Here is a 24,075-nt window from a genome sequence, read left to right as displayed (position 1 = left end):
TCGCGAAGGCGGTGATCCGGCTCAGTTCCATGTGTGCAGTCTATCGCCGCCCGGGACTGGTCGATGAGGGTCCATGATGGATGCCGTGATGCTTGCCGTGATCGGAGCGGTGCTGCTGCTCCTGGGCGGCGCAGCCGTCGTGTTCGGAGTTCTGCCGGTGGACGCGGCGCTGGAGATCGGCGACCGCGTGTGGCCGATCCTTCTGTTCGTCGTCGCCGTGACGATCGTCGCGGAGCTCGCGGCGCGCGCCGGTGTGTTCGACGCCGCCGCAGCGCGCCTGGCGCGCCTCTCGCGCGGCCGGGTGATCGTGCTGTGGCTCATGGTGGTCGCGTTCGCCGCCGTCGTGACCGCCTTCCTGTCGCTGGACACCACCGCCGTCCTGCTGACACCGGTGGTCGTCGCCGTCGCGCGCGCCAACGGCCTGTCGCCGATGCCCTTCGCGTTCGCGACGGTGTGGCTGGCCAACACCGCGTCGCTGTTCCTGCCGGTGTCCAACCTCACCAACCTGCTCGCCGCCCATCGTCTCGGCGACCTCGACGCGCTCGGCTTCCTCGGTCTGCTGGGACCGTCGGCGATCATCGCAACCGTTGTCACGGTGATCCTGCTGTGGCTTACGAACCGGCGCGATCTGCGGGGTCGTTTCACACCCGCCCGTCCGCCCCGGGTGTCCGACCCCGTGCTCCTGCGGATCTCGGCCGTCGTCCTCGTCGTCATGATGCCGCTGCTGGTCATCGGCATTGCACCGTGGATGCCGGCATTGGGCGCCGCCGTCGTGCTCACGATCGTCTTCGCGTGGCGCTCGCCGACCGCCCTGCGCTGGGAGCTCGTGCCGTGGCAGCTGGTTGTTTTCGCCTCGGGGCTGTTCCTCGCCGTCGGTGCGGCGGAGGCCCTCGGCTCGGGACTGCTCCTGGCCGCGGCGACCGGCTCGGGTGAAGATCTCCTTTCCCTCTGGCAAGTCGCGGGCGTCGGCATGCTGGGAGCGAATGTCGTCAACAACCTGCCGGCCTATCTCGCCCTGGAGTCGGCGGCCGGCTCCCCGGTGCGCCTCGCCGCTCTGCTCATCGGCGTCAACGCGGGACCTTTGATCACCCCGTGGGCCTCGCTGGCCACACTTCTGTGGCACGAGCGTCTGCACGCTGTCGGGGTTGATGTGCCCTGGAAGCGCTACATTCTCCTGGGTCTCGTCGTCGCCCCCCTCACGGTCGCGCTCGCCGTCATCCCGCTCGCGTTGCACTGACGACCGCTCACGGAGATGCCCTCTCGGCTCAGGCGACGGTGAGATCGACCTGGATCTCCCCCGCGAGGGCTTCGAGTGCCGAGGTGAGTGTCTCGGCATCCGCTGCGGCCGGCAGGCTGACGGTGACGGTCGCCTCGAACAGTGTGCCCCCGGACATGGGTGCGTCGAGGGTGCGGCTGCGGAACGTGTCGATGCTGAGCGCGTGCGCGGCGATGGCGGCGGTGACGTCGCGGACGATGCCCGGGCGGTCGTTGCCCAGGACGGTGAACGAGACGGTGTGAGGCGCGTCGGCGGATGCCGCGGCCGGCGCGTCGTGCGTCGTCACGCGCAACAGTCCGTCGAGACTGCCGAGAGCGGCAGCGAGGGCTCGCTGCTGGTCGTCGGGCACCGCGACGAGCACGATGCCCGCGAACGCGCCGGCCAGCTCGGCGAGTTCGCTCTGCTCCCAGTTGCCGCCGTGATCGGCGATGGTGCGGGCGAGAGCGCTGACGAGTCCGGCACGATCGTCGCCGACGACGGTGAGCACGAGGTGGGCCATGCGGCGAGCCTAACGCTCAGGCTGCGGCGGGTGCGAGGGTCGCCGCACGCCGCCCCATCATCGCCACGAGAACGACCATCAGAAGGGCCAGAGCAAGCGCCACCCAGCCGGATCCGATGCCCGCGCCGCCGTCGGCGGCCGGCTTCGCGAGGGCGTCGGCGACGGAGGCCCCACACGGTCGTGTGAGGACGTACGCGGCCCAGAACGCCGGCACCGCGGGCCAGTGGGCCCACCGGAAACCCGCGGCGATCGCTGCGATCGCCAGCGTGAACAGGGCGATGGAGCCGACGTACCCGATGCCGAGGCCCACCGCCGTCAGGTCTCCGACGGCGGTGCCGAGCGCAAAGGTTCCGACGACGGCGGCCCAGTAGAAGAGCTCACGGCGTGTCGTTGTGATCGCGTGCACGGACACGGTCCCCTCCGTGCGGCGCCACGCCGCGAAGACGACCGCCAGGCCGGCCGCGCCGATCGCCGCGGTGAGGATGTACGGCACGCCCAGGGCGACATGCATCACATCCGCGGCCATCGTGCCGAACACACCGACGGCGGCGACGGCCATCCAGTACGCGGTTGGGCCGTATCGCCGGCGCGTGAGCTGGAAGCCGACGGCGCCGACGAAGAAGGCGAAGCCGAGAAGAACCGCGAGCTCGGGAGCCATGATGCGAATGGAGTAGTCGGAGACGGCTTCACCCAGAGCGGTCGACGTGGCCTTCGTGACCCAGAAGATCAGGGTCGGCTCGGGTACGCGCGACTGTGCAGCCGGCGGGGGAAGCTGATCGGGCAGGTCGCGCAGGTCAGGCACTCTCCGATGATGTCGGCATCGCTCCAAGACGGCGCCAAGAAAGCGCGCCGAGAAGGGGTACGGCACGCCGAGCGACCTGCGTCGCTGGGCGATGGCACGTGGCTACGGTGAGAGGGTGAACGGTCTGGGGACCATCACATCGCAGAGCCGTCTCCCGAGACGACCTGCGCAAGGCGGGACGTCAGATGCAAACGTCCCGCCTTTTTCGTTGCCTCCTGGCAGCGCGAGGCCCTATCGTGATCGTGATGGCCTGGGGGTCATCGAGTTCCACTTTCGATAGCTGATGCGAGCTATGGAGAGGCGGGTCGCAGTGCCGCGTCCCGCCTCTCTGCGTTTCCAGCGTCGAACCCGCATGTTGCACGGCCCGCATTCGGGCACAAAAAAACCCCGGCTGACCGGGGTTGTTCTTGTGCGCGATACTGGGATCGAAACTGTATCCACGCAACTGGGCGATTGGCCCGTGATCGCGCCGAAAACCCTTGATTTCTTGCGGAATGTCGGGACCCAGTGTTAACGTCACTGGCAGACAGAAGTGGACACGAAAGTCCACGAGATATTGCCCGATATTGCCCAAGGAGAGCCGGTGGCTGCCAAGAAGCGGAAGCGGCGCGAGTCCTTCGGCGCGATTCGCCGCCGTGACTCGGGTCGGTACCAGGCGTCTTACGTCGGGCCGGACGGAGTCCGTCACTTCGCGCCTCACACGTTCGACACCATGACGGACGCGCGCGGATGGCTGGCGACGCAACAGGCAAACATCCTCGCCGAATCATGGTCCTCCCAGGAGACCCGGGCAATTGAGCAGGCTCGCCTGGGGCGCACTGAGACGTTCGCCGACTATGCGGAGACGTGGATCAGCACGCGCACGAACCGCTTCGGCGAGCACCTGCGCCCACGTACCGCGACGGAGTACCGCCGGCTCGTGAGAGGACCCCTCGGCCAGTTTGCGGGCGCTCGTCTGTCTGCGATTGCCTCGGAGGATGTTCGCAGTTGGTATTCGGCACTCATCTCGGCTGGGACGAAGACTCAGGCCGCCCGTGCCTATGAGCTGTTGAAGTCGATCCTCGCGACGGCCGTGGCGGATGGGCGGATCAAATCGAACCCGTGTCAGATTCGGGGGGCGGCGTCGGCGTCGACCGGAAAGAAGACGACTCCCCCGGTCGCTGCTGACTTGCAGAAGATGGCCGATGCGATGCCCGAGAACCTCAAGGCGGCGATCATGCTGGCGGCGTGGACGGGCGTGAGGTTCGGGGAGCTGACGGAGCTTCGACGAAAGGACATCGAAGTCGTCGGTGACGGTGATGGGACGACGATCGTCGTCAACGTCTCGAGAGGCGTCACCCATGTGACGGGTCAGGGTTTCGTTGTCGGCCCGACGAAGTCTGAGGCGGGTGTCAGGTCGATCGTTCTGCCGCCGCACGTGAACGGCGTTGTCATCGGTCACCTGAAGGATCACGTCACGAGGTTCCCGGATTCACTCTTGTTCCCCGCGGCGGACGGTCGCACGCATCTCGCGTACTCGACGTTCTATCGGCATTGGGATGCGGCGCGGAGGGCTGCGAAGCGGCCGGACCTTCCCCTCCACGGGCTACGCCACTACGGGGCGACGAGGGCAGCGGTAGCTGGTGCGACGCTCAAGGAGTTGCAGACGCGTCTGGGACACTCCACGGTCGCGGCGGCGATGCGTTACCAGCACACCGCCGGGCGGGACGAAGAACTGGCGAGGCGGATGTCTGAACTCGCGTAGAGCGTGGCGGCGCCCGCCGTCATGAAAGTGCCCCCGCCCGAGCGGCAACTCGGAACAGGGGCAAGGTCACACAACATTGGAGCCGAAATGACCATGACCACTATCTCACCTGCGCCTTGCGATGACGAGCTCATCGCCCTGCATCCGGAGATCGCCGCGGCGAAGCCTGCCTGGGCGGACGAGATCCGTTGCGATCTGGACGACTCTGGCATCGTCATCGCGTACTACGGGCGCTTCGGTACGTCCGTGGGTCTCGGGTGCTCCGCTGAGCTGAACATCTCGACGGGCGAAGTCACCTTCCGACGGGAGGACGGCGTGACCCTGTACTTCAACGACTCGGCTGAGGATCGGACGACGGTGACCAGCATCCGTCAGGAGGCGGCGGAGCTGCTTGCCGCAGCGGATGCGCTTGAGAACGGGGCGAACTGATGGCTGACATCCTGACGCCGACGCTTCGCCCCGACGGGTGGACAGACTCAGACCTCGCCTATCGGCCCGAAGTCATGGCGAACGCGCCCGCATGGTGCAATCACGTGGCGGTGTACTTCGAGCTTGACGGCTCCATGGGCATCGAGTACTCCTACCGACACGGCGCGGTCGAGGTCGCCATCGCTGCAACGAGTGACAGCGGGATTCTCACGCCAATGGATGGAGGGGCAAGGTTCCTCTCCTTCGCTGGCGGCGATGGCATCAAGGTGACTCCGAACGAGCTGCGAGAGTATGCAGCCGACCTCCTTGTCGCCGCGGACGCTTTGGAGCTGCAGTCATGACCGCCGTGACGCAGCGTGGAAGCCGCTGGCGTGTTCAGTTTCGGGAGGAGGGGCGGGTGCGAGAGCGGCTGTTCCAGAGCCGGCGCCTGGCGGAGTTCTTCGCCGCATCTCTCGGCCCGTCGCGCCCGTACTCGAAGCGTGCCGACATCGTCGAGGAAGTCGAGTTCATGATCCGCAGCGGCCAGGGTATCGCCGCGGTTGCCCGCGCGTACGGGCTGAAGCAGGAGTCCGTCGAGCGCGCCTGCTACCGGGCCGGCAGGCATGACCTCGTGCGTCTCAACAAGAGCGGAGGTGCGCGATGACGAACCCATGCCCGAAGTACTCCTGGTGCGAGCTCGACCACACGAACCCCGAGGTCGCTCAGTACGGCGACATTCACGAGAAGCGCGGCGTCGTCACCGTCGGAGAGTTCGAACAGGACTTCAGCCTCGAGATCGACGCCACAGGCCAGCCACGCTTGGAAGCGGCTCTTGACCAGTACGAGGTGTGGCTGGAGCCCGGAGAGTCGACCAACTCGCTCCGCGAGCTCAGCGAGCTCTACAAGCGGATGGCAGACGCGTACGACGAGTTCCTGCGCACGTTGACAGAGGAAGGCCGACACCGTGCGCATTCCGTTGATGACGCGGTGACGGCGGAGGTTCGCACTCTCGTCGCCGAGCGTGGGTGGACGTTCAAGCAGGCGGCGACAGCCTTCGGGTTGCCGGCGGCTCGCGTCGGTAACCTCCTATGCAGGCAGACGCGGTGGAGCCTCGCGGACATCCTGGCAGTGGCGCGAGTGACGGGGAGCGACGAAGACGAAGAACTGGAACGGCTGCTCAGCATCGCCCGAGGCGCGACGGTCGGATCATGACGTGAAGGGTGTGCGAACCCTGCACACCCTTCACGTCCTTACTGCAGAACTCACCTCGTCACGGGATGCGCAGATTGTGCGTACCCCTTCCCCTCCGTAGCTCAGTGGAAGAGCGACGGCCTTCTAATCCGTTGGTCGCAGGTTCGAATCCTGCCGGGGGGACGCAGACGAGAAGGGTCAAAGGAAATGCTGAGACCCTTGCCCCTCCGGGACTCAGAGGAAGGTCGACCGGGGTGAGCAAAGGAGAAGGGTGTCGCGAATCGGTACCCTCTCCAGTCGGGGAGACATGCCGGCAGAATGAGGAAACGATGGGTATTTGGAGTCCGGCGGCACCTGGCGCACAACCATTGACGATAGTGTGCACCGACGCAGGTCGGCATTCGCGGCGAGTGCTCGGTCGATTTCAGAAGTACGGACGTGAGCCCGAAGACCAGACCTGGTGGTCTGAGGTATACGCGGACGGTGGGACTCCGCCTGCTGACCAGTATCTGATCGAAGATACTCGCGGAGGGTGGGTGCCCGCCGAAGAGTCCGACATACGGCAGCTATTTGCACTATCAAACCCACCGCGCTGGAGGGCGAGATGGTCGCGGATATGTCCCAAGTGCGGCAGGCACTTCGTACTCGGCTCGGAGACTCTCGACGCGATGGTGAGATCCGTGTCATCTAGCGGCATGGCGCGTCTAGATCTGTCACGTATTGGCCTGTAGAATATGAGGGCCGACGGGTGCTGGTCGGATTCAACAGCAGCACCGTTTCGAACCTCTCAGCGGAGGGTCTTTGACCCTGCCTGAGAGGTTTTCTTATGGTCGAGAGTGCCAACTGGATATCGATAGATCAAGCGGCAGAACTGCTGCAGGTCTCCACCCGGACCATCCGTCGACGGATTACCGACGGTTCAATCGAAGGTCGACGCCTAGGGCCTCGGTTGATTCGAGTGAACTCGGCAACCCTTCTGAGCAACTCGAAGCCGCTCCAGTTCGTTAGTGGCGTGCTTTGAACGTCGAAACCCCGGCAGTGCCGGGGCTCGAGAACGCTGTGGAGGCGTACTTCGATTCTATCGCTGAACAGTTCATTTCCGGTGAACTCCAACCCCACGAGTTGCCGTGGGACTTGTGGCTTGTCTGGTCCTACGGGTTCCGATCTGGGTGCGACCGGGTGCAGGAGCGCGTCGACCGAGCCGAGCGTGAAGCGGACTACTGGTACTACGTCGCAAACAACTCCGCCGAACAGCGGGCACGTCACGAGGCGCAGCTGAAAGCGTTCGACGTCGTCGCTGCTCGTCGCGCGATGGATAACCGTCTTCGCTCGATGAACAGCCAGCACCCCTCGGAGGGGGCTCGATGAGCGCCGCCGAGTATGTCGATGTTGCTGGGGTTCTATCTGGCGCTTTCGAACCGCCCAAGACGGGCGTCGGAGGCCGCAGGAGCGACGGGACACGTCTCATGTACGCCGGAGCGGTGAACGTCCTACTCGGCTCACCTGAGGCCGGTAAGACGCTCGTCGCGGGCGCGATGGCCGCAGACGAGCTGTTCAGCCGGGGATCTGTGCTGTGGATCGACCTCGACCACAACGGCGCAGGCCCTCTGCTGACGCGACTGCGGGACTTCGGAGTTCCCACAGACGTTCTCTGCGATCCGAATCGGTTTCGCCTCGCGATCCCGGAGGACTCCGACTCGCTTCTCGCGGTCGTCCGCGATCAGTGGTTCCCAACCGTTGCCGTCGTCGACAGTATCGGTGAGCTGGTGCCCATGTTCGGCGCGAACAGCAATAACGCTGACGAGTACACAACCGTGAACAGGCTCGTTTTGACAGCGTTGGCTCGTCGCGGTGCCGGCGTGATTGCGATCGACCACGAGGCCAAGAACGCCGACTCCGCCACTTATGGAGCGACGGGCACCATGGCGAAGAAGCGAGCCGTTGACGGCGCACTGATCCGAGTAGCGAGCATCCGTCCCTTTCGCCCCGGGCACGGTGGTGCCGCACGGCTTTCGATCGTGAAGGACAGGCACGGGTACCTCCGCTCGCTCTGTGAAGGCGAACGCGAGCCCGTGATCGCGGACTTTGTTCTCGAACAACGTGATGGCGCTCCCCTGGCGCGATTCCTGATGCCTACGCCGAAGGCAGCACCCGTAGACGACGTCGACCTTCTCGCTGCGCTCGTTCCGCCGCCGACGAGCCAGCGGGATGTGCAGAACCGGATGCAGTGGGGTGGGACACGAGCGCTCCGAGCGCTCCGGGAGCTCCGGGAGCGCTCCGGGAGCAATGGGGATAGCGGTGTGCTCCCGTGCTCCCCTCCCCTAGAGGGGGAGCACGGAGCGCATCCCGGGAGCATGACCGAAGAGGCGGTGCCCGCATGATGCGCCCAGACCGTCCACACCGTGTGTGGCTTGAGGCGTGCAAGACGTGCATCCCCTGGACCCGTGTCGTCATCAACCCGGTCACAAACGAGCCGGTCGTGCAGGCGATGCACGAAGACACGTGCCCCGTGTTCCCGCAGGTGCAACGACGCGGGTGGCTGCCATGACCCGCGACGCAACCCACTACGTGCACGGCGAGCGTGGCCCTGTCGTCGTCGTGCCGGCGCGCGTCTGTGCGTACCTCGGCATTCGAGCGGGCCTCGACGGATTCCGGGCGGATCATCGCGGCATAGACCCCGAAGTCGACGCCGTCCTCGTGGCCATGCGAGTCGCCGCCCGGGCCTGGATCAGTTCCGCGACCGGAACAAGGGATGCAACAGTGCCGGAACAAGCCGCAGACTCGCCCCAATGGTTCAGTACCAGCCAAGCAGCAACACAGCTCGGCATGACCGACCGAGGTGTACGTCAGGCCATCCAACGCGGACACCTACACGCCACAAACGCCGAAGGACGATGGCGAATCAACCGAGAATCACTCGCCCACTACCGAGACAGAAGGGGAACGAGATGAGCGACATCTTCACCCAGATCACTTACCAAGACGCATACGCGCAACTCGACCGATGGGTGCACTCCGAGCGAGCGCTCCAGGATAAGTACGCCCGCGCAATCGCGGCCGGCGATGACGCGCTCGCGACGGCAGCGATCAAGTACGGGGAACGACATGGCTGGAGTGCCATCCCCGCGACATCCCAGATCGCTGCTACCGCAGACGCGAGCCTCCGAAGTATCGTCGACGACTTCTACGAGAAGACCGCAGGCATCCGAGCCGACCCGATCGAAGGCCGTGGCAGCCAGGAACTAGCCCTCGAAAAGATCGGCATCTTGGTCGCCGCAGGCTCGTGGACAGCCCGACTAGAGAAGGCAACGACACAGGTGGCTCAGTTCGTCAAGGCGACCCGCGGCCTCTTCGATGCTGAGCTTGCCAGAGCGGCTCTCACGCCATCCAACGATCCGTTGCTCACCGAAATGCGCATCAGCCGCGCATGGGACCGAGTCCGAAGCGAAATCCTCGCGAACGTACAGAGCGGCATGCACATACACCGGGCGGTAGCCGCACGGCTCCGCGCCACCACCGACCCTTACGAGTTCAGCGCGATCGTCACAGAAGGCCGAAGCCTCATCACGACTGAACTGACTCGAACCGGTGAGCGGGACGATCAGGACGTCATCACGGACACACTCGTCGAGGTCTCGCCCGCCGTCGCGACCGCCTCAGACCGAGTGAAAGCCGCCGAGGCATTCGAACTCGTCTTCAACTACGACCGGAACATTGTTGAACGCATCATCACGTCACCCAGCCTCAGCACCACAACGCTCGCCCGCGAGGGCTACGTCGACCTCACCACGGTCTGACAGAAGGGTGGGGGGCGCCCCTCCGAAGCCGATCCCCAAATGACCGCCGGGGAGGGCAATTTTTGGTCTGTCAGGTTCAAAACGTTTCAGTTCGCTGGTTTGAAAGGGAGATGACGTGAGTGGGATTGATGCACTGCTGGAGGAAGCAAATCCGAAACCGCCGTTGACCGGGTTCGATGCGGACCTTGAAGCGGCGATGCGCCGCGAGATGGAAACCATCGACGTCGAGGTGGTGTTCGGTAAGTCGATCGCATTGATGACGTTGACGGAGATCAACGGCGGCGAGTGGAACCAGATCGCATGCTGGCTGCCCCGTCCGGGGAACACGCAGGACGCGAAGCTCGGCTGCAACACCGATGAGGTGCTGGCCCGGTATCCGGTGGATCGAATCGTGATCAACGGTGAGCATCCGACCCCGGATCAGTGGGAGCGGGTGCTGAGGGTCTTTACCGCGTCGGATCGTGAGGACGTGGTCGCGGCGTTGTGGTGGATTCACGTCGGCGCCCCGGAAGAGGAGAAAGCGGCGTTGATCGCGCTGCGCGAGAGGAAGAAGCGTCATGGGTGAACGTGTCGTCAAGGTCCGTCTGCTGGCGGAGATCGGGGATTTCAGAAGGCGGTTCGAAGAGGCGGCGCAGAAGACCCGTGAGCTTGGCACCGAGTCGGAGAAGCTTGCTCAGGCGCGCGAGTCGTTCAGCCAGGTGGGTCGTGCGGGCGTCGCGATGGGTGCTCTCCTGTCCGCCGGCATCGGGGTGGCGATCGCACGGTTCGCCGAGTTCGACCAGGCCATGTCAAACGTCGAAGCCGCGACGCACGAAACTGCGGCGGGCATGGGGCAGCTGCGGGATGCGGCACTCGAGGCGGGCGCGTCCACAGTGTTCTCTGCCACCGAAGCCGCGAACGCGATCGAAGAGCTCTCCAAGGCCGGCGTCTCCACCGCCGACATCCTCTCCGGCGGGCTGTCGGCCTCGTTGGATCTCGCCGCGGCCGGTGGGCTGAACGTTGCCGACGCCGCCGGTATCGCCGCCACCGCCCTGAAGGTGTTCAACCTCCGCGGCTCGGACATGTCCCACGTCGCTGACCTTCTCGCGGCGGGCGCGGGCAAGGCGATGGGTGACGTCTCCGATCTGTCGCAGGCGCTCGCTCAAGGAGGTCAGGTCGCCGCGGCAACCGGGCTGTCGATCGAGGAGACCACCGCCACGCTCGCGGCGTTCGCCTCCCAGGGTCTCCTCGGCTCCGACGCCGGAACGTCGTTCAAGACGATGCTGCAGCGTCTCACTCCGCAGTCGAAGGAAGCGTCGGACAAGATGAAGGAGCTCGGGATCAGCGCGTACGACGCGTCGGGAAACTTCATCGGGATGGAGAAGTTCGCCGGCAACCTCCAGCAGGCCATGTCCGGGCTCACCCCCGAAGCGCGCAACGCCGCCATGTCGATCATCTTCGGCTCCGACGCCGTCCGCGCCGCGAACGTCCTCTACACCGAGGGCGCGAAGGGCATCACGAAGTGGACCGACGCAGTCAACGATCAGGGTTACGCCGCCGAAACCGCACGGATGCGGCTCGACAATCTCAAGGGTGACATTGAAGCCCTCGGCGGGGCGATGGACACCGCGCTCATCCAGACCGGTGGTGCCGCGAACGACTCCCTCCGCGCGCTCGTGCAGGGCCTCACCGGACTCGTCGACATGTACAACCAGCTCCCCGAACCTGCCCAAGCCGCCGTCCTCGCCGCCGGCGGTGCCGCAGCGGCGATCAGCCTTGCGGGAGGCTCCGCGCTGCTCGCTGTCCCGAAGATCGCAGAGTTCAAGAATGCGCTCGCGGTCACCGGGCTGAGCCTGAAGACCGTCGGCCTCGCGGCCGGCGGTGCAGCTCTCGCGATCGGCGGTGTGTTCGCCATCGTCGGAGCTCTCGCGCAAGCACAAGCGGAAGCGCGCGCCAGGGCGGAGGCGTATGCGGATGCACTCGCTCAGGGCGAGAAGGCGGCGCAGAAGTTCATCGCTGAACAGCTCGCCCTCAAAGACAGCTTCTTGTGGATGGATCGTGGCTCCGCGGTCGACAACGCCCGCAAGCTCGGGATCTCCATCGACGAGGTCACCAAAGCCGTCACCGGTAGCGCCGCAGAGTTCGACAAGTTCAAAGAACGCGTCCAAGCCGCCTACGACGACAAGGGGCAGGGTGTCGAGTTCGGTATCGCGATGCAGCAACTCACCGAGAAGGTGCAGCAGCTCCGCGGCGCACAGGACGACACCGCCCAAAGCTCGAAAGACGCCGCAGAAGCGCAGAAGTCCCTCACCGGCACCACCAACCGCAACACCGACAGCACCAAGGACGCCGCCGACGCGTACCTCGACGCGTCCAACAACGTGCAGGACCTCAGCGACAAGCTCAACAGCCTGATCGACACGATCAACAAAGCCAACGGAGTCGGGCAGGACGCGATCACCGCGAACCTCAACTACCGCGACTCCCTCGCCAAGATCGACGACACCATCCAGAAAGCCGCAGATGGTGTCGACGGGTACAACGCCACCCTCGACGAGTCCACCCAAGCCGGACGCGACAACATGGCACTCCTCGTCGACCTCGCCCAGAAAGCGCGGGACGCCGCCGACGCGCAGTTCGCCCTCGACGGCAACACCGACGGATACCGCGCAACGCTCGAGAACAGCCGGCAAACCCTCGTCGACCGGGCACAACAACTCGGCTACAACGCCGAGGCAGCCCAAGCCCTCGCCGACCAGATCTTCCGCATCCCCTCCGAAACCCAGTGGAAGATGATCGCCGAAACCGCCGCCGCCCGCACCACCATCGACACGTTCATCCGCACATACGACGGCCGCACCATCACCCTCAAACTCACCACCGACCAGGTCGTCGTCGGCGACCGCGTCTACGGAGGGCTGCGCTCCGACCCCGTCCAACGCGCATCCGGCGGCCCCGTCTACGGACCCGGCACCAGCACAAGCGACAGCATCCCCGCGCTCCTCTCCAACGGGGAGTACGTCGTCAAAGCCGAAGCCGCCGCCCGACACCGCTCAATGCTGGACGCAATCAACTACGGCAGCACACCCCACCCGTACGCCGGCTACATCACCACACCGCAGTACGCCCAACCCGTATTCATCTCGGCACCGCAGCAGCAAGCCGCGGGCGTCACCGTTCACCAGATCATCAACCCTCAACCGGGAATGTCTGAACGGGAAGTCGCCCGCATCGCCGCAGAACGTATCACCTTCGCAGCCCGGAGCTCCTGATGACCAACCGAGTTGGACGGAGAACCGGTGTGTTGGCAGCTATCGCTGTGGTCCTGCGGTCAGGCCCTCCGATCGTCCGTTCCATCCGGGCGCTCCGCATGCTGCAGACGCGCGACGAGCTCAGGGAGATAGTCAGTCTTGGTAGGGATCTCGACAGGCGTCATGCCGAGGCGAAGCTCTATCTGACTCATCCGCTCGTCCATCAGCATGAGGGCGTAGAAGAGGTCCGCTAGTCCGGTTTGCAGAGCATTCAGCTGCCCGGGTGCGGATGGGTTCCCGTCTTGGATCGCGCTGATGATCTGCACGCGCATATCCAGCCATTCACGTATGCGCACGATGCTCTCTTCCGCTTCGTGCTCAGAGAACTCGGGCGGTGCGCACCGGCTGGGGCTCGTAGGTCTGCAAACGTATGGGTACGCCGGGCGTAACGATGATGCGCTCCGTTCTCTTGCTCGTTTCGAACTCGACCCAGCGGGTTGTTCCTCCGCTGAGCGCGAGCTCTACTTTCGCCATGAGGTCATTGACGTCGGTGTCGTCCGCGAGGCGGAACTCCTCAGACCCATAGATGAGCTTCTTGATCAGCGCCATAGTCCAGAGAGTAGCCCGCGGGCGTCCAACGTGGATACTCCAGTTGGTCGGAGTAACTGCGCCGGTACTCTGGTGGGCCATGGACGATGACTACCTCGCTGAGCCGCGCTGCCCTTCCTGCGGGACGGTTATGCATCGCGCCTGGTCCGCATATGTCTGTCGAGGGTGCGGCCACTCCGACCCTTCCCCGTGGGTGGAGCGCCCGACGGGCGCAGACAGCTTCCGCGGTATCCGCGGTGGCTGATGTCGGTGGCGACCTTCTATCCTGATCTCCTCGGCCGGAGGACAGGAGAATCCGGTTGGGCACGTCGAAGCGCTACTCCGAGTACTACGACAAGATCGCGGCAGAGAAGCTCGCGAACAGCCCTCAGAGCCCTTGTACGCTCCCCCAGCAGGCGTACGGGCCCAACCCGATCGAGTGGGCCAAGAAGCGCCCCTCAGTGTGGGTGTGGATCACGTGGCCTGAAGGGCCGGCGACGAGGATCGCGGCGTTCGCGAAGGGGTGGAACGATCGGGTCGTGATCGTCGAGTGGTACAGCGAACGCGGGCAGCGGGACACAGTCGTGTGGCGCAACGCAGTCACGAAGCGTTAAGCGGGCCGCACCTGAGCAGAATGGCCGGTTAGGCGGCGGCCAACGCGCGCACAATTCGGGACATTGGCGCCATCAGCCGAAATGTGTTGGGGATTCGTCGGAGGCCCATGCCTTCGTAGAAGGGGACCAGCTCTTCGTTCTCGGCGTCGACAACGAAGAGTTGAACCGGGCTCGCAGCGTGGATTCTCGCAGCTACACGCATAGCTTCCCTGACGGTTTCCTTGCCGTAACCTGCACCCTGATGGGCCGACTCGACGCCCATCTGAGCTAGCAAGATGCCGATAGACCGGCCATTGCTGGCGCCCGCTCGGAACAGACTCGGAAGGTCTGTCACTTCAACGATCACGTGCCGCAACGCGAAGCAGGCCACACGATCGGCCCCGACTTTGCACACGTGAGTTGCAACAAACTGTCGAGCATTCCATGCGCGATTGCGGAACCAATCGTCGACTGATTCGAGACCGCACTCAAAATCCGTTAGCTCGCCTTCGAAGGCTAACTCGGCAGTCGTGAATGTCATCCCCGTAGGAACGCGAGCAACTGTGCCTCGGCGTCGTCGTCGGCCTCAAGCATCGCCGCAGGGACGGTTACCACCGAATCATGGAGCACACGCTCGCGCGCGGGCACGCGCTGGCGGTAGTACTCGCGCATCTCGGCATCGGGGATGACGCACCGGAACCCGTGCGGGTCGTAGTGGTTCTGCCACGGCGTCTGGGCGTGAGTGTAGCCCCGCAACCACGAGGCACTTTTGGACCCGAAGCGTTGCCAGACCGCTGAAAGGAAGCTCTCGACGTCCGTCGGTACGTCCGCCCCACGAGGGTGCGCGTTGGGCCTAATCACATCGTGACCCATGTACTCCCGCCACACGTGGTAAACGAGTGGGCCGTGCTCAAACGCTTCGACGTTGGCAGAGAAGAGACGCCGGCCGGTGGACGCCAAGTAGTTTGCCTGAGCGATGTAGAGCAATTTCTGAAGCTTGAGGGGAGTCATGTCGGGCTCCGACTGAAGTTGGTCGAGGCTGACAAGGAACGCAGCAGCGTCCATCGGGGCGATGTCGTGAGATACAACGATTTCGTCAGGCATGTGGTCACCTCCTAGCAGTGTCATTTGTGTACCACAAAAAACAGTACGCCACTGAACTGCGATCAGGCTGGATCGCCACTGAGCAGAAGGCGGTCACCGCAGTTGCGGGATCGGCGAGAATCCCGCCTGCGGCGATCCGATCTGCAGCTTCAGGAGGGTCTCTCCCCCGCGGTACGCGTTCCAAGTCCGGAACAGGTAGAACAGGGCCTGCCCCGGGAGGATGCGTCGGGACGCGCCGGCCTGCAGGTCGGATGCCACACGTCGGGAAAGTGTCAGGAAGGGGTCTCCCGGGCCCGTCTGGATGCCATCGCGGATGCGGTTGAAGAACTCTGCTGTGTCGTCCACGTCGATGGCGGAGAACTCGAGGAACGCGACGCCGAGCGCGCTCACGGGCAGACGAATGTACCTGTACACGTTGCGGGCGAACCGGGCGGCGAAGTCAATATCAGAGATCGACATGACTGCTTCGGCCATCTCCGTCTTCGTCAGCTGCGCGCTCCCACCAATGTGGGATGCCGCATGCTTCACGTCGCCCTTCTTCCACGCGACATGGAGCCGAGCGATCGCACCGACGTCCTTCGCGTCCGCACGCTCGGACAGGCCGGTGATGACGAGCATGTCCCCCGTGTTCCGCGCCGACCCAGAGTCCAACACCACAAGGGCTTCCTGGCTGATCCCCCGAACGACGAGTACCCACGCGCCGCAACCGGCGGCCACGATCGCGTGACAACGGTTCTGCCCGTCGATCAGCTGCCCGTCGACATCGAACTTGATGGCTTCGCCCGTGAGCACCCAGTTGCCGGACTGGATGTCACGTACGTACCCGTTGATGCGGCTCTTCTTCACGTTGCGGTTGCGGTCGATGTTGCGTGCCAACCACTCCGCCGCCACCTCGGGCGTGACGAACACGTACTCGGCCGTCTCTCCCCCCGGGCCGATGGCGATCGACGAAGTTTCTGCGAGGAACTCGAGATCCTGTGTTGTTCCGGCCGGAGCCGTGGACTTTTCCCTGGTCATACTGCGGTTCTAGTCACACAGCGGAGCAGTTGCACTATTGCCCGAGGTCGCGGACCGATATTGCCCAGATGTTGCCCGGCCCGCATTCGGGCACAAAAAAACCCCGGCTGACCGGGGTTGTTCTTGTGCGCGATACTGGGATCGAACCAGTGACCTCTTCCGTGTCAGGGAAGCGCGCTACCGCTGCGCCAATCGCGCCTATACAGGCTTATTCAGTTATGAGGCGAGGTGGCGACGGGATTCGAACCCGTGTAAACGGCTTTGCAGGCCGGTGCCTAGCCGCTCGGCCACGCCACCGTGTGGATTAACCGTGTGGTTTGACCCCACGTGCCGTGATCGCTTCGAAAAACGATCCCTGCACTTGAGCGGATGACGAGACTCGAACTCGCGACCCTCACCTTGGCAAGGTGATGCGCTACCAACTGCGCTACATCCGCGTGCTCCCTGGTTGCCCCGGGAACTTGATCGACTTTAGCCGACTATTTCGCCATCGCAAAACTGAGCGCGCCCCGCGCGTGTCCCGGTGTGTCGTATGCCGGACGATTCGTGCCGGAGCCCGGCATCCGGTAGCATCGAGTCTCGGCCCGCACGGGTCTTGGGCGATTGGCGCAGTTGGTAGCGCGCTTCCTTCACACGGAAGAGGTCATCAGTTCGAGTCTGGTATCGCCCACCATCGAACCCCCGGCTCAGCCGGGGGTTTTCTATTCACGGCGTTCCGCCGGACGCCCGGCACCGCACGCCGCGTAGCGTCGCGGTCATGAGCGTCTCCCCCGGCATCCGCGTGACGCTGGTGGTCGTCGCCCTCTTCAATTTGGTCTCGGCTCTCGCCGGTTGTGTGCTCCTCGTGGTCGCGGGCGGCGACAGTGTCGGAATGCCAAACGAATGGCTCGCGCGCACGCCTTTTGCCTCCTGGGCGTGGCCGGGACTCATCCTGGGCGTCGTCGTCGGCGGCACTCAGCTGGTGACGCTCATCGCGCAGCGACGACGGTACGTGCTCGCGTGGGGGCTGCATGCGGCATCCGGTCTCGTGATGATGATCTGGATCTTCGTCGAGATCGCCCTGCTGCTGGTGTGGTCGCCGCTGCACGGCGTGTACTTCCTCACCGGGCTGGTGCAGACGGTGCTCGCCGTGCTGGCGCTCGGCGCCTGGCCGCAGCCCTTCTTCGCGCGGATGCCGAGGCGATCGCGCACGGGAGTGGGAAACACGACCGACACGCCAGCCTGACACACTGGCGTGATGACCACCGCGCGGATCATCGTTCTGTTCGTCCTCGCGGCGATCGCCGAGATCGGCGGCGCCTGGCTCATCTGGCAGTCGGTGCGCGAGAATCGGGGCTGGCTCTTCGCCGTCCTCGGCGTGATCGCCCTCGGTGGCTACGGGTTCGTCGCGGCCTTCCAGCCCGATGCGCACTTCGGCCGTGTGCTGGCCGCGTACGGCGGTGTCTTCGTCGCGGGCTCGCTCGCATGGGGAATCGTGATCGACGGCTTCAAACCCACGCTGTGGGACTATGTGGGCTCGGCTGTGGCCCTGCTCGGCGCCGCGATCATCATCTTCGCCCCTGCGCTCCAGCGCGCTTCGGAGTAGCCCCCGAAGCCCCCGCCGCCTCAGACCTCGTTCAGCCAGCCGTAGCGCCCTTGCAGAGCCGCGGCGACGGCGCCGAACCGTCGGCGATCCAGTGCTGCGGCCTCGCGCCGCATCCCTCGCACGTGCACGCTGTAGAGCTGCTCGATGTCGACCCACGAGGGGCGGCCCTGCGAGTCCCACGGCCCGGTGCCGATGGAGAGGTAGTCGCGGTCGCCGTCGTGCGCCTTGCTGGTCAAACGAACCGCGAACACACGGTCGGCCCCGTCGTGGCCGATCACCAGTACGGGGCGGTCCTTGCCGCGCCCGTCGTTCTCCTCGTATGGCACCCAGGTCCACACGATCTCGCCGGCATCGGGAGCGCCGTCGCGCTGCGGGGCGTATGTGATCGTCAGCCTGCCCCGCACCGGTGGGCGGACCTCGCGGGTCGCCGTCTGCCCGCCCTGACCGGGACTGAGCGCGGGTGTGGTGGTGGTGGGGCGCGACCGGGGACTCTTCGCCGGCGCCGAGGAGCGTGAGCGGCCACCGAGGAGGCCGAGGATCCCCCGAACGAGGGACGTCAGGGGGCCGCGGCCGTCGCGAGATGCCATGGCTTCACGCTACCAACCGCTGTCGCACGTCTTCGGACGGCGAAGGGGCGCCGGACCGTGAGATCCGACGCCCCTTCGATGGATGCGAGTCAGTCGACGAGCGCGTAGCCCTCTTCGCCGTGCACGACGGTGTCGATACCGGCGATCTCGTCCTCGTTCTTGACGCGGAAGCCGATCGTCTTCTCGATGATGAAACCGAGCACGTAGGCGACGACGAACGAGAAGACCAGCACGGTGACCGCCGCGATCGCCTGGAGGATCAGCTGTTCGGCGTTGCCGCCGAGGAACAGGCCCGTGCCCGTGGCGAAGAAGCCGAGGTAGAGCGTTCCGATCAGACCACCGACGAGGTGGACACCCACGACGTCGAGCGAGTCGTCGAAGCCGAGACGCCACTTGAGCTCGACCGCGAGGGCGCAGACCGCGCCGGCGATGATGCCGAGCAGCAGCGACCAGCCCGGCGCCAGGTTGGCGCAGGAGGGCGTGATGGCGACGAGGCCGGCGACGGCACCCGAGGCGGCGCCGACGGCGGTCGGCTTGCCGTCCTTGAGCTTCTCGACGATCGCCCAACCGAGGATGGCCGCCGCGGTGGCGCCCAGCGTGTTCAGCACGATGAGGCCGGCGGGCGAGCCGACGCCGGCGATGCCGGAGAGGATGTCACCGCTCGTGCCCTCGGGAGCGGCGTAGAAGGCCGCGGCGCCGGCGTTGAAGCCGAACCAGCCGAACCACAGGATCGCTGCTCCCAGCATCACCAGCGGCACGTTGTGCGGCTTGTGGATGCCCTTCTGGAAGCCGACGCGCTTGCCGAGCACCAGGGCGAGAGCGAGCGCGGCTGCACCGGCGTTGATGTGGACAGCGGTTCCACCGGCGTAGTCGATCACCTCGGTCGAGAAGCCCAGGGTGGTTCCGAGGTTGAAGATCCAGCCGTTGGTGTTCCACACCCAGCCGGCGACGGCGAAGTAGTCGATCGTCGCGAAGAAGAACGCGAAGATCATCCATGAGCCGAAGCGGGCGCGGTCGGCGATGGCGCCGGAGATGAGGGCCACGGTGATGATCGCGAAGGTGGCGCCGTAGGCGACGGCCGTGAGGTTCACGGTCGCGTTCTCACCGGTCGCCATCGCGCCGAGGCCGAAATCGGAGAAGGGGTTGCCCAGGATGCCGCCCCACCAGTCGGCGGTCTGCATGTTGTATCCGTAGAGGATCCAGAGCACCGCGACGAGACCCATCGCGCCGAAGCTCATCATCATCATGCTGATGACGCTCTTCGCCTTGACGAGGCCGCCGTAGAAGAAAGCCACGCCCGGCGTCATAAAGAGCACGAGAGCCGTAGCGGCGATATACCAAGCGAGATTTCCGCTGTCCATGAAGGTCCTCACTGATGTGTTGTGTAACTCGGACCGGGTCGCCGCGGTTTCGGGGTCGGGACGTCCCAGCGCACTCAGTGTTGCGGTACGCGGTTACCGCCGGTATCCGCGTCGTGTTTCGCGTTGGTTACGCGCGCCGCGTCCAGGTAAACATCACGTTTCGGGGTGGCGGGCTTCGCCGCTGAGGGCGATCAGGAATGCGTGAGCGCGTTGAGGCGTGAGATCGCGCGCAGGTATTTCTTGCGATAGCCGCCCGCGAGCATCTCTTCGCCGAAGACCTCGTCGAGGGGGCGACCGGTCGCGCGCACCGGGATCTGCGCGTCGTATGCCCGGTCCACGAAGGCGACGAAGCGCAGCGCGGCGGACTGGTCCTGAAGAGTGATCACGTCACGCAGGCCGATCATCGACAGGTTCTCGATCAGGCGCACGTAGCGCGAAGGGTGCACGGTCGCGAGATGGCGGATCAGTTCGGCGAAGGCGTCGTCCGAGACGACACCGGATGCCGCGGCGCCATCGATCGCCGCGCGGTAGGCGTCGTCGTCGCACACCTCGGCGTGCCCATCGAGGGCGCGCTGACGGTAGTCGGTGCCGTCGATGCGGATGGTCTCGAAGCTCGATGCCATGGCGTGGATCTCGCGGAGGAAGTCCTGCGCGGCGAATCGCCCTTCGCCGAGCGCATTGGGCGGGGTGTTCGATGTCGCCGCGAGCCGCGTGCCGGTGGGGACCAGCTCCCCCAGCAGCCGGGTCATCACCATGGTGTCACCCGGGTCGTCGAGCTCGAACTCGTCGATGCACAGCAGGTCCGCTCCGCGGAAGAGCTCGACCGTCTTCTGATACCCGAGTGCTCCGACCAACGCGGTGTACTCGATGAACGATCCGAAGTACTTCCGTCGCGCCGGCATCGCGTGATAGATGGCCGCGAGCAGATGGGTCTTGCCGACGCCGAACCCGCCGTCGAGATACACGCCCGGCTTCATCTCCGGCACCTTCTTCGCGCGGCGGAAGAGTCCGCCGCGCTCAGCCGGACCCCCGCCGAGGCTGAACGCGATGAGCCGTTCCTTGGCCTCCTGCTGCGAAGGAAAAGACGGATCGGCGCGATACGTGTCGAAGGTCGCACCGTCGAACTGCGGCGGCGGCACGAGTGCGGCGACCATCTCTGCACCGGACACCGCCGGCTGACGATCGACGAGGCGAATCGTGCCGGAGTCGGTGGATGTCATCGTTCTCCCTCGTCGACCGCCGGTGCGCTCACCAGGTCGTGTGCGCGCAGCCAATCGCCGATCGCGTCGGTCCAGCGCTGCTGGTCGTAGTTCCAGAGCTTGGTGTGTCTGGCGGTGCGGAACACCTGCAACTCGACGAGATCGGGGCGTGCATCGGCCAGACGATGCGATGCGCTCGACGGAACGAATCCGTCATCGTCGCTGTGCAGGATCAGGGCGGGGTGGCGCAGTTCGGCGGCGCGCGCCACGATGTCGAGCCGGTCGAGCGGAATGGGTCCGTCGGCGCCGATGGCGGGAGCCGCCCATCCGGTGCGGAGGGCCCCCATCGCCAGATCGGTCACCGGCGTGGGCACGTGCAGCGCCCGGGCCTGGTAGGTGAGGACGGTGCGCCAGTCGACGACGGGTGAATCGAGGATGACCCCTTCGATCTGCTCGCGATGTGCGGACCCGAGCGACGTCTGCAGGGCGATCGCACCCCCCATCGACCAGCCCATCAGCACGATGCGGCGGGCACCATGGCGCAGGGCCCAGCTGACGGCGGCATCGACGTCGCGCCACTCGGTGGCGCCGAGCGCGTAGGCTCCGGCACGGCTGCGCGGAGCCTCACCGTCGTTGCGGTACGACACGACGAGCGACGTGATGCCCAGGGCGTGGAACACCGGCACTGCGCGCAGGCATTCGGCTCGCGTCGTGCCACGACCGTGGATCTGGATGACCCAGGTCTCGTGGTCCGCGTCGCTCCGCGGCTCGGCCGGGAACAGCCAGGCCGGGCAGGCGCCGATCGCGGCAGGCACGTGCTCGTGCGTGAAAGGCAGATGGAGCTCTTCCGGCCGTTCGTAATACCAGCCGCTGAACGCCGCATCGGCGGCGAGGCTCGATTCGCCGCCGACCTGCGTGAGGAGCTTCCGCTTGACGGTCTCGCCGTCGCTGGCCAGCACAGAGCCCACTTTGAGATAGTCGGCCGAGCCGGTCGTGAACAGGCCGTAGCGCCCCGGCAGCACCGTGTCGGGCGTGCGCGCCAGCGTGATGGTCTGGGCGGGCACGTCGATGTCGACGATGCGCGTGTCGGGCACGCGCCGTGACGGCGTGACCACGCGTCGGGCCATGCGCAGGGCGACGGCGAATGCCATCGCGGCCGTTGCCAACAACGCCGCCGCAAGGAAGAGGGCAAGCATCCGCAGGGTGGCCGGAGCGCCGATTCGTGAGGCGCCGAGGGCGGCGCGCCTGGGTGCCTTCATCGTGGGCCCATCCTAGTCTGTGACCGTGGATGACACCCGTCCCGCCGCTGAGACACCGGCCTTCGCGCGCGCCGCAGAACAGCTGCGGTCCCTGACCTTCCGGTCCGACTTCTCCGTGCGTGAGATCGCCGCCCCGACGAGCCTCGCCCCGGAGGCGATCGCCTTCGCGGGAGACGTCCGTCCGGATGCGGACGGGCTGGACTCGCCGTATGGAACCGGGCGCTTCGTCCTCATGCACGACCCGGCCGAACCGGACTCCTGGGGCGGTCCGTGGCGTATCGTGTGTTTTGCGCAAGCTCCGCTCGAACCCGAGATCGGCGTCGACCCGTTGCTCGCGGACGTCGCCTGGTCATGGCTCGTCGATGCGCTTCAGACGCGCGGGGCGGCCTTCCATGCAGAGTCCGGAACGGCGACCAAGACCCTGTCGAAGGGGTTCGGCTCGCTCGCCGAGGAGGGTGACGGGGCGCAGATCGAGTTGCGGTCGTCCTGGACGCCCGCGGGCGACCTGAGCGCCCACGTGGAGGCGTGGGCGGAGCTCGTGTGCATGCTGGCGGGTCTGCCGCCGGGATCAGAGGGCATCGCCGTGTTCGGTTCGCAGCGGGGTGCATCAGGAAGGGGAACGCGTGGCTGAGTACGACGTCATCACGGATGCCGCCGGGCTCGCCGCCGCCGCCACCGGGCTCGCCGCGGGCACCGGCCCCGTCGCCGTCGACGTGGAGCGTGCATCCGGCTTCCGATACTCCCAGCGGGCGTACCTCATCCAGGTGTACCGGCGCGACGCCGGCGTCTTCCTCATCGACCCGCCGGCGGTGGGCGATCTTTCGCCGTTGCAGGATGCGATCGGTGGCATCACCTGGATCCTCCACGCCGCGAGCCAAGACCTCCCGTCGCTGCGCGAAGAGCACCTCGAGCCGCCGCAGATCTTCGACACCGAACTCGCTGCACGTCTGCTCGGGCATGAGCGGGTCGGCCTCGGCGCCGTCGTCGAGGACGCCCTGGGGATCACCCTCGCGAAGGCGCATTCGGCGGCGGACTGGTCGACCCGTCCGCTTCCGCAGCCCTGGCTCGAGTACGCCGCGCTGGACGTGCTGCATCTGGTCGACGTCTTCGACGTGCTGCGCGACGAGCTCGAGGAGCAGGGAAAGACCGACATCGCGGCTCAGGAGTTCGAGACGGTGCGCACGCGGCCCGTCAAGCCCGCTCGCGAGGAGCCCTGGCGACGCCTCAGCGGTTTGCACACCGTGCGCGGTCGCCGCGCCCTCGCCGTCGCTCGGGCCCTGTGGATCGCGCGGGAGGAGTACGCGCGCGAGCAGGACACTTCGCCCGGTCGGCTCGTCCCGGATCGGGCGCTGGTGGCCGTCGTCATCGCCGACCCCAAGACCAAGCAGGACCTCGCCCGCGTCAAGGACTTCACCGGCCGAGCGAGCCGCAGTCAGCTCGACCGCTGGTGGGCCGCGATCGAGGCGGGCCGTGCCGATCCCGCGCTGCCCGCCGAGCGCGCGTCCGGCGACGGGATGCCGCCCCCGCGCGCGTGGGCGGAGCGCAACCCGGCAGCCGACCTCCGACTGAAGGCGGCGCGCCCGCTCGTCGAACAGCTCGCTGTCGAGTTGCGGATGCCGACCGAGAATCTCCTGACCCCCGACACGTTGCGTCGTGTCGCATGGGCTCCCCCGGCCGAGATCGACCCGGCATCCATCGGTCACGCGCTCGCGGCCCACGGCGCCCGGCCCTGGCAGATCGAGGCCACGGCGGCGGTGATCGCCGGCGCCTTTGTCGAATCCGTGCAGACAGCCGAGGCTGCGTCCGACCTCGCGTCGTAGAATCGATCCAAGCGT

General features: G+C 66.0%; 29 protein-coding genes and 5 tRNA genes. 20 read left to right on the top strand and 14 right to left on the bottom strand.

Features of this window, described 5'->3' with window-relative positions; translation table 11 throughout:
• Window positions 1-76: 76 nt before the first annotated feature.
• Window positions 77-1,237 (top strand): ArsB/NhaD family transporter, encoded by a 1,161-nt coding sequence (locus tag ACT53O_RS07435; RefSeq protein WP_135949352.1) that lies wholly within the window; start codon window positions 77-79, stop codon window positions 1,235-1,237.
• A gap of 28 nt (window positions 1,238-1,265) precedes the next feature.
• Here the strand turns inward: ACT53O_RS07435 and ACT53O_RS07430 are convergent, their stop codons facing one another.
• Window positions 1,266-1,775 (bottom strand): glycine cleavage system transcriptional repressor, encoded by a 510-nt coding sequence (locus ACT53O_RS07430; RefSeq protein WP_135949210.1) that lies wholly within the window; start codon window positions 1,773-1,775, stop codon window positions 1,266-1,268.
• 16 nt (window positions 1,776-1,791) lie between these two features.
• The gene (locus ACT53O_RS07425) at window positions 1,792-2,577 is read right to left on the bottom strand and encodes a COG4705 family protein (protein WP_208657000.1); all 786 of its coding nucleotides are present in this window, start codon (window positions 2,575-2,577) and stop codon (window positions 1,792-1,794) included.
• Between the two features lie 583 nt (window positions 2,578-3,160).
• On the opposite strand from ACT53O_RS07425, the gene ACT53O_RS07420 reads away from it, so the two are divergent.
• The 13 genes from ACT53O_RS07420 to ACT53O_RS07360 all read left to right on the top strand — a co-directional run bounded on the left by ACT53O_RS07420 (window position 3,161) and on the right by ACT53O_RS07360 (window position 12,968).
• Entirely contained in the window at window positions 3,161-4,321 is a 1,161-nt protein-coding gene (locus ACT53O_RS07420) for a tyrosine-type recombinase/integrase (RefSeq protein WP_347417042.1), read from the top strand.
• A gap of 87 nt (window positions 4,322-4,408) precedes the next feature.
• The gene (locus tag ACT53O_RS07415) at window positions 4,409-4,750 is read left to right on the top strand and encodes a hypothetical protein (protein ID WP_476151675.1); all 342 of its coding nucleotides are present in this window, start codon (window positions 4,409-4,411) and stop codon (window positions 4,748-4,750) included.
• Window positions 4,750-5,091 (top strand): hypothetical protein, encoded by a 342-nt coding sequence (locus ACT53O_RS07410; RefSeq protein WP_476151674.1) that lies wholly within the window; start codon window positions 4,750-4,752, stop codon window positions 5,089-5,091. The genes ACT53O_RS07415 and ACT53O_RS07410 overlap by 1 nt, the downstream gene beginning before the upstream one ends.
• Complete coding sequence (locus tag ACT53O_RS07405; protein ID WP_476151673.1) at window positions 5,088-5,393, top strand: hypothetical protein; 306 nt, start codon at window positions 5,088-5,090, stop codon at window positions 5,391-5,393. The genes ACT53O_RS07410 and ACT53O_RS07405 overlap by 4 nt, the downstream gene beginning before the upstream one ends.
• Window positions 5,390-5,941, top strand: a complete 552-nt coding sequence (locus ACT53O_RS07400) for a hypothetical protein (RefSeq protein WP_476151672.1) — start codon at window positions 5,390-5,392, stop codon at window positions 5,939-5,941. The genes ACT53O_RS07405 and ACT53O_RS07400 overlap by 4 nt, the downstream gene beginning before the upstream one ends.
• Window positions 5,942-6,031: 90 nt before the next feature.
• Window positions 6,032-6,103 (top strand) — tRNA-Arg (locus ACT53O_RS07395).
• A 643-nt stretch (window positions 6,104-6,746) separates the two neighbouring features.
• Window positions 6,747-6,941, top strand: a complete 195-nt coding sequence (locus ACT53O_RS07390; RefSeq protein ID WP_476151671.1) for an excisionase family DNA-binding protein — start codon at window positions 6,747-6,749, stop codon at window positions 6,939-6,941.
• On the top strand, window positions 6,938-7,288 hold the full coding sequence (locus ACT53O_RS07385; RefSeq protein ID WP_476151670.1) for a hypothetical protein: 351 nt from the start codon (window positions 6,938-6,940) through the stop codon (window positions 7,286-7,288). The genes ACT53O_RS07390 and ACT53O_RS07385 overlap by 4 nt, the downstream gene beginning before the upstream one ends.
• A complete protein-coding gene (locus ACT53O_RS07380; RefSeq protein ID WP_476151669.1) occupies window positions 7,285-8,301 on the top strand; it encodes a hypothetical protein in 1,017 nt (338 codons plus the stop codon). Before ACT53O_RS07385 ends, ACT53O_RS07380 begins: the two co-directional genes overlap by 4 nt.
• 163 nt (window positions 8,302-8,464) lie before the next feature.
• Window positions 8,465-8,872, top strand: coding sequence for a helix-turn-helix domain-containing protein (locus ACT53O_RS07375; protein WP_476151668.1), 408 nt, complete (start codon window positions 8,465-8,467; stop codon window positions 8,870-8,872).
• Window positions 8,869-9,717, top strand: coding sequence for a hypothetical protein (locus ACT53O_RS07370; RefSeq protein ID WP_476151667.1), 849 nt, complete (start codon window positions 8,869-8,871; stop codon window positions 9,715-9,717). The genes ACT53O_RS07375 and ACT53O_RS07370 overlap by 4 nt, the downstream gene beginning before the upstream one ends.
• Before the next feature lie 115 nt (window positions 9,718-9,832).
• The gene (locus ACT53O_RS07365; protein ID WP_476151666.1) at window positions 9,833-10,282 is read left to right on the top strand and encodes a hypothetical protein; all 450 of its coding nucleotides are present in this window, start codon (window positions 9,833-9,835) and stop codon (window positions 10,280-10,282) included.
• Complete coding sequence (locus ACT53O_RS07360) at window positions 10,275-12,968, top strand: phage tail tape measure protein (protein ID WP_476151665.1); 2,694 nt, start codon at window positions 10,275-10,277, stop codon at window positions 12,966-12,968. The genes ACT53O_RS07365 and ACT53O_RS07360 overlap by 8 nt, the downstream gene beginning before the upstream one ends.
• Before the next feature lie 59 nt (window positions 12,969-13,027).
• On the opposite strand, the gene ACT53O_RS07355 is transcribed toward ACT53O_RS07360, so the two are convergent.
• Both ACT53O_RS07355 and ACT53O_RS07350 read right to left on the bottom strand, forming a co-directional pair.
• On the bottom strand, window positions 13,028-13,273 hold the full coding sequence (locus tag ACT53O_RS07355; protein ID WP_476151664.1) for a hypothetical protein: 246 nt from the start codon (window positions 13,271-13,273) through the stop codon (window positions 13,028-13,030).
• Between the two features lie 52 nt (window positions 13,274-13,325).
• A complete protein-coding gene (locus tag ACT53O_RS07350; RefSeq protein WP_476151663.1) occupies window positions 13,326-13,556 on the bottom strand; it encodes a hypothetical protein in 231 nt (76 codons plus the stop codon).
• Between the two features lie 299 nt (window positions 13,557-13,855).
• On the opposite strand from ACT53O_RS07350, the gene ACT53O_RS07345 reads away from it, so the two are divergent.
• Window positions 13,856-14,149, top strand: coding sequence for a hypothetical protein (locus ACT53O_RS07345; RefSeq protein WP_476151662.1), 294 nt, complete (start codon window positions 13,856-13,858; stop codon window positions 14,147-14,149).
• Window positions 14,150-14,177: 28 nt separating this feature from the next.
• Here the strand turns inward: ACT53O_RS07345 and ACT53O_RS07340 are convergent, their stop codons facing one another.
• The 6 genes from ACT53O_RS07340 to ACT53O_RS07315 form a co-directional block, all read right to left on the bottom strand.
• A complete protein-coding gene (locus ACT53O_RS07340) occupies window positions 14,178-14,669 on the bottom strand; it encodes a GNAT family N-acetyltransferase (RefSeq protein WP_476151661.1) in 492 nt (163 codons plus the stop codon).
• Entirely contained in the window at window positions 14,666-15,232 is a 567-nt protein-coding gene (locus tag ACT53O_RS07335) for a Panacea domain-containing protein (RefSeq protein ID WP_476151660.1), read from the bottom strand. The genes ACT53O_RS07340 and ACT53O_RS07335 overlap by 4 nt, the downstream gene beginning before the upstream one ends.
• Before the next feature lie 93 nt (window positions 15,233-15,325).
• Window positions 15,326-16,249, bottom strand: coding sequence for a hypothetical protein (locus ACT53O_RS07330; RefSeq protein ID WP_476151659.1), 924 nt, complete (start codon window positions 16,247-16,249; stop codon window positions 15,326-15,328).
• A gap of 126 nt (window positions 16,250-16,375) precedes the next feature.
• Window positions 16,376-16,447 (bottom strand) — tRNA-Val (locus ACT53O_RS07325).
• 28 nt (window positions 16,448-16,475) lie between these two features.
• Window positions 16,476-16,546, bottom strand: a tRNA-Cys gene (locus ACT53O_RS07320).
• 67 nt (window positions 16,547-16,613) lie between these two features.
• Window positions 16,614-16,686, bottom strand: a tRNA-Gly gene (locus ACT53O_RS07315).
• Window positions 16,687-16,846: 160 nt separating this feature from the next.
• On the opposite strand from ACT53O_RS07315, the gene ACT53O_RS07310 reads away from it, so the two are divergent.
• From ACT53O_RS07310 to ACT53O_RS07300, 3 genes are all read left to right on the top strand, one after another.
• Window positions 16,847-16,922: transfer RNA gene (locus tag ACT53O_RS07310), tRNA-Val, on the top strand.
• An 84-nt stretch (window positions 16,923-17,006) separates the two neighbouring features.
• Window positions 17,007-17,474: a hypothetical protein gene (locus ACT53O_RS07305; protein ID WP_135949843.1), complete on the top strand. Its 468-nt coding sequence runs from the start codon at window positions 17,007-17,009 to the stop codon at window positions 17,472-17,474.
• A gap of 12 nt (window positions 17,475-17,486) precedes the next feature.
• Window positions 17,487-17,834 (top strand): YnfA family protein, encoded by a 348-nt coding sequence (locus ACT53O_RS07300; protein WP_039416168.1) that lies wholly within the window; start codon window positions 17,487-17,489, stop codon window positions 17,832-17,834.
• A gap of 20 nt (window positions 17,835-17,854) precedes the next feature.
• Here ACT53O_RS07300 and ACT53O_RS07295 read toward each other — a convergent pair whose 3' ends face one another.
• The 4 genes from ACT53O_RS07295 to ACT53O_RS07280 all read right to left on the bottom strand — a co-directional run bounded on the left by ACT53O_RS07295 (window position 17,855) and on the right by ACT53O_RS07280 (window position 22,240).
• Window positions 17,855-18,421: a type II toxin-antitoxin system PemK/MazF family toxin gene (locus ACT53O_RS07295; RefSeq protein ID WP_476151658.1), complete on the bottom strand. Its 567-nt coding sequence runs from the start codon at window positions 18,419-18,421 to the stop codon at window positions 17,855-17,857.
• A gap of 89 nt (window positions 18,422-18,510) precedes the next feature.
• Window positions 18,511-19,782: an ammonium transporter gene (locus ACT53O_RS07290; protein ID WP_036315736.1), complete on the bottom strand. Its 1,272-nt coding sequence runs from the start codon at window positions 19,780-19,782 to the stop codon at window positions 18,511-18,513.
• Between the two features lie 191 nt (window positions 19,783-19,973).
• Complete coding sequence (zapE, locus tag ACT53O_RS07285) at window positions 19,974-21,002, bottom strand: cell division protein ZapE (protein WP_112931523.1); 1,029 nt, start codon at window positions 21,000-21,002, stop codon at window positions 19,974-19,976.
• Window positions 20,999-22,240, bottom strand: a complete 1,242-nt coding sequence (locus ACT53O_RS07280) for an alpha/beta hydrolase family protein (protein ID WP_476151657.1) — start codon at window positions 22,238-22,240, stop codon at window positions 20,999-21,001. Before ACT53O_RS07280 ends, zapE begins: the two co-directional genes overlap by 4 nt.
• Before the next feature lie 25 nt (window positions 22,241-22,265).
• Here ACT53O_RS07280 and ACT53O_RS07275 point away from each other — a divergent pair, with 25 nt between their 5' ends.
• Window positions 22,266-22,871, top strand: a complete 606-nt coding sequence (locus ACT53O_RS07275) for a DUF3000 domain-containing protein (protein WP_036315730.1) — start codon at window positions 22,266-22,268, stop codon at window positions 22,869-22,871.
• Window positions 22,864-24,060 carry a ribonuclease D gene (locus ACT53O_RS07270; protein WP_476151656.1) on the top strand — a complete coding sequence of 399 codons (1,197 nt, stop codon included), beginning with the start codon at window positions 22,864-22,866 and terminating at the stop codon, window positions 24,058-24,060. The genes ACT53O_RS07275 and ACT53O_RS07270 overlap by 8 nt, the downstream gene beginning before the upstream one ends.
• Window positions 24,061-24,075 lie beyond the last annotated feature (15 nt).

The sequence above is a fragment of the Microbacterium sp. DMC48 genome (assembly GCF_056313825.1).
The sequence above is the reverse complement of the archived record's forward strand: the minus strand, read 5'-3'. Positions and strand labels throughout refer to the sequence as shown.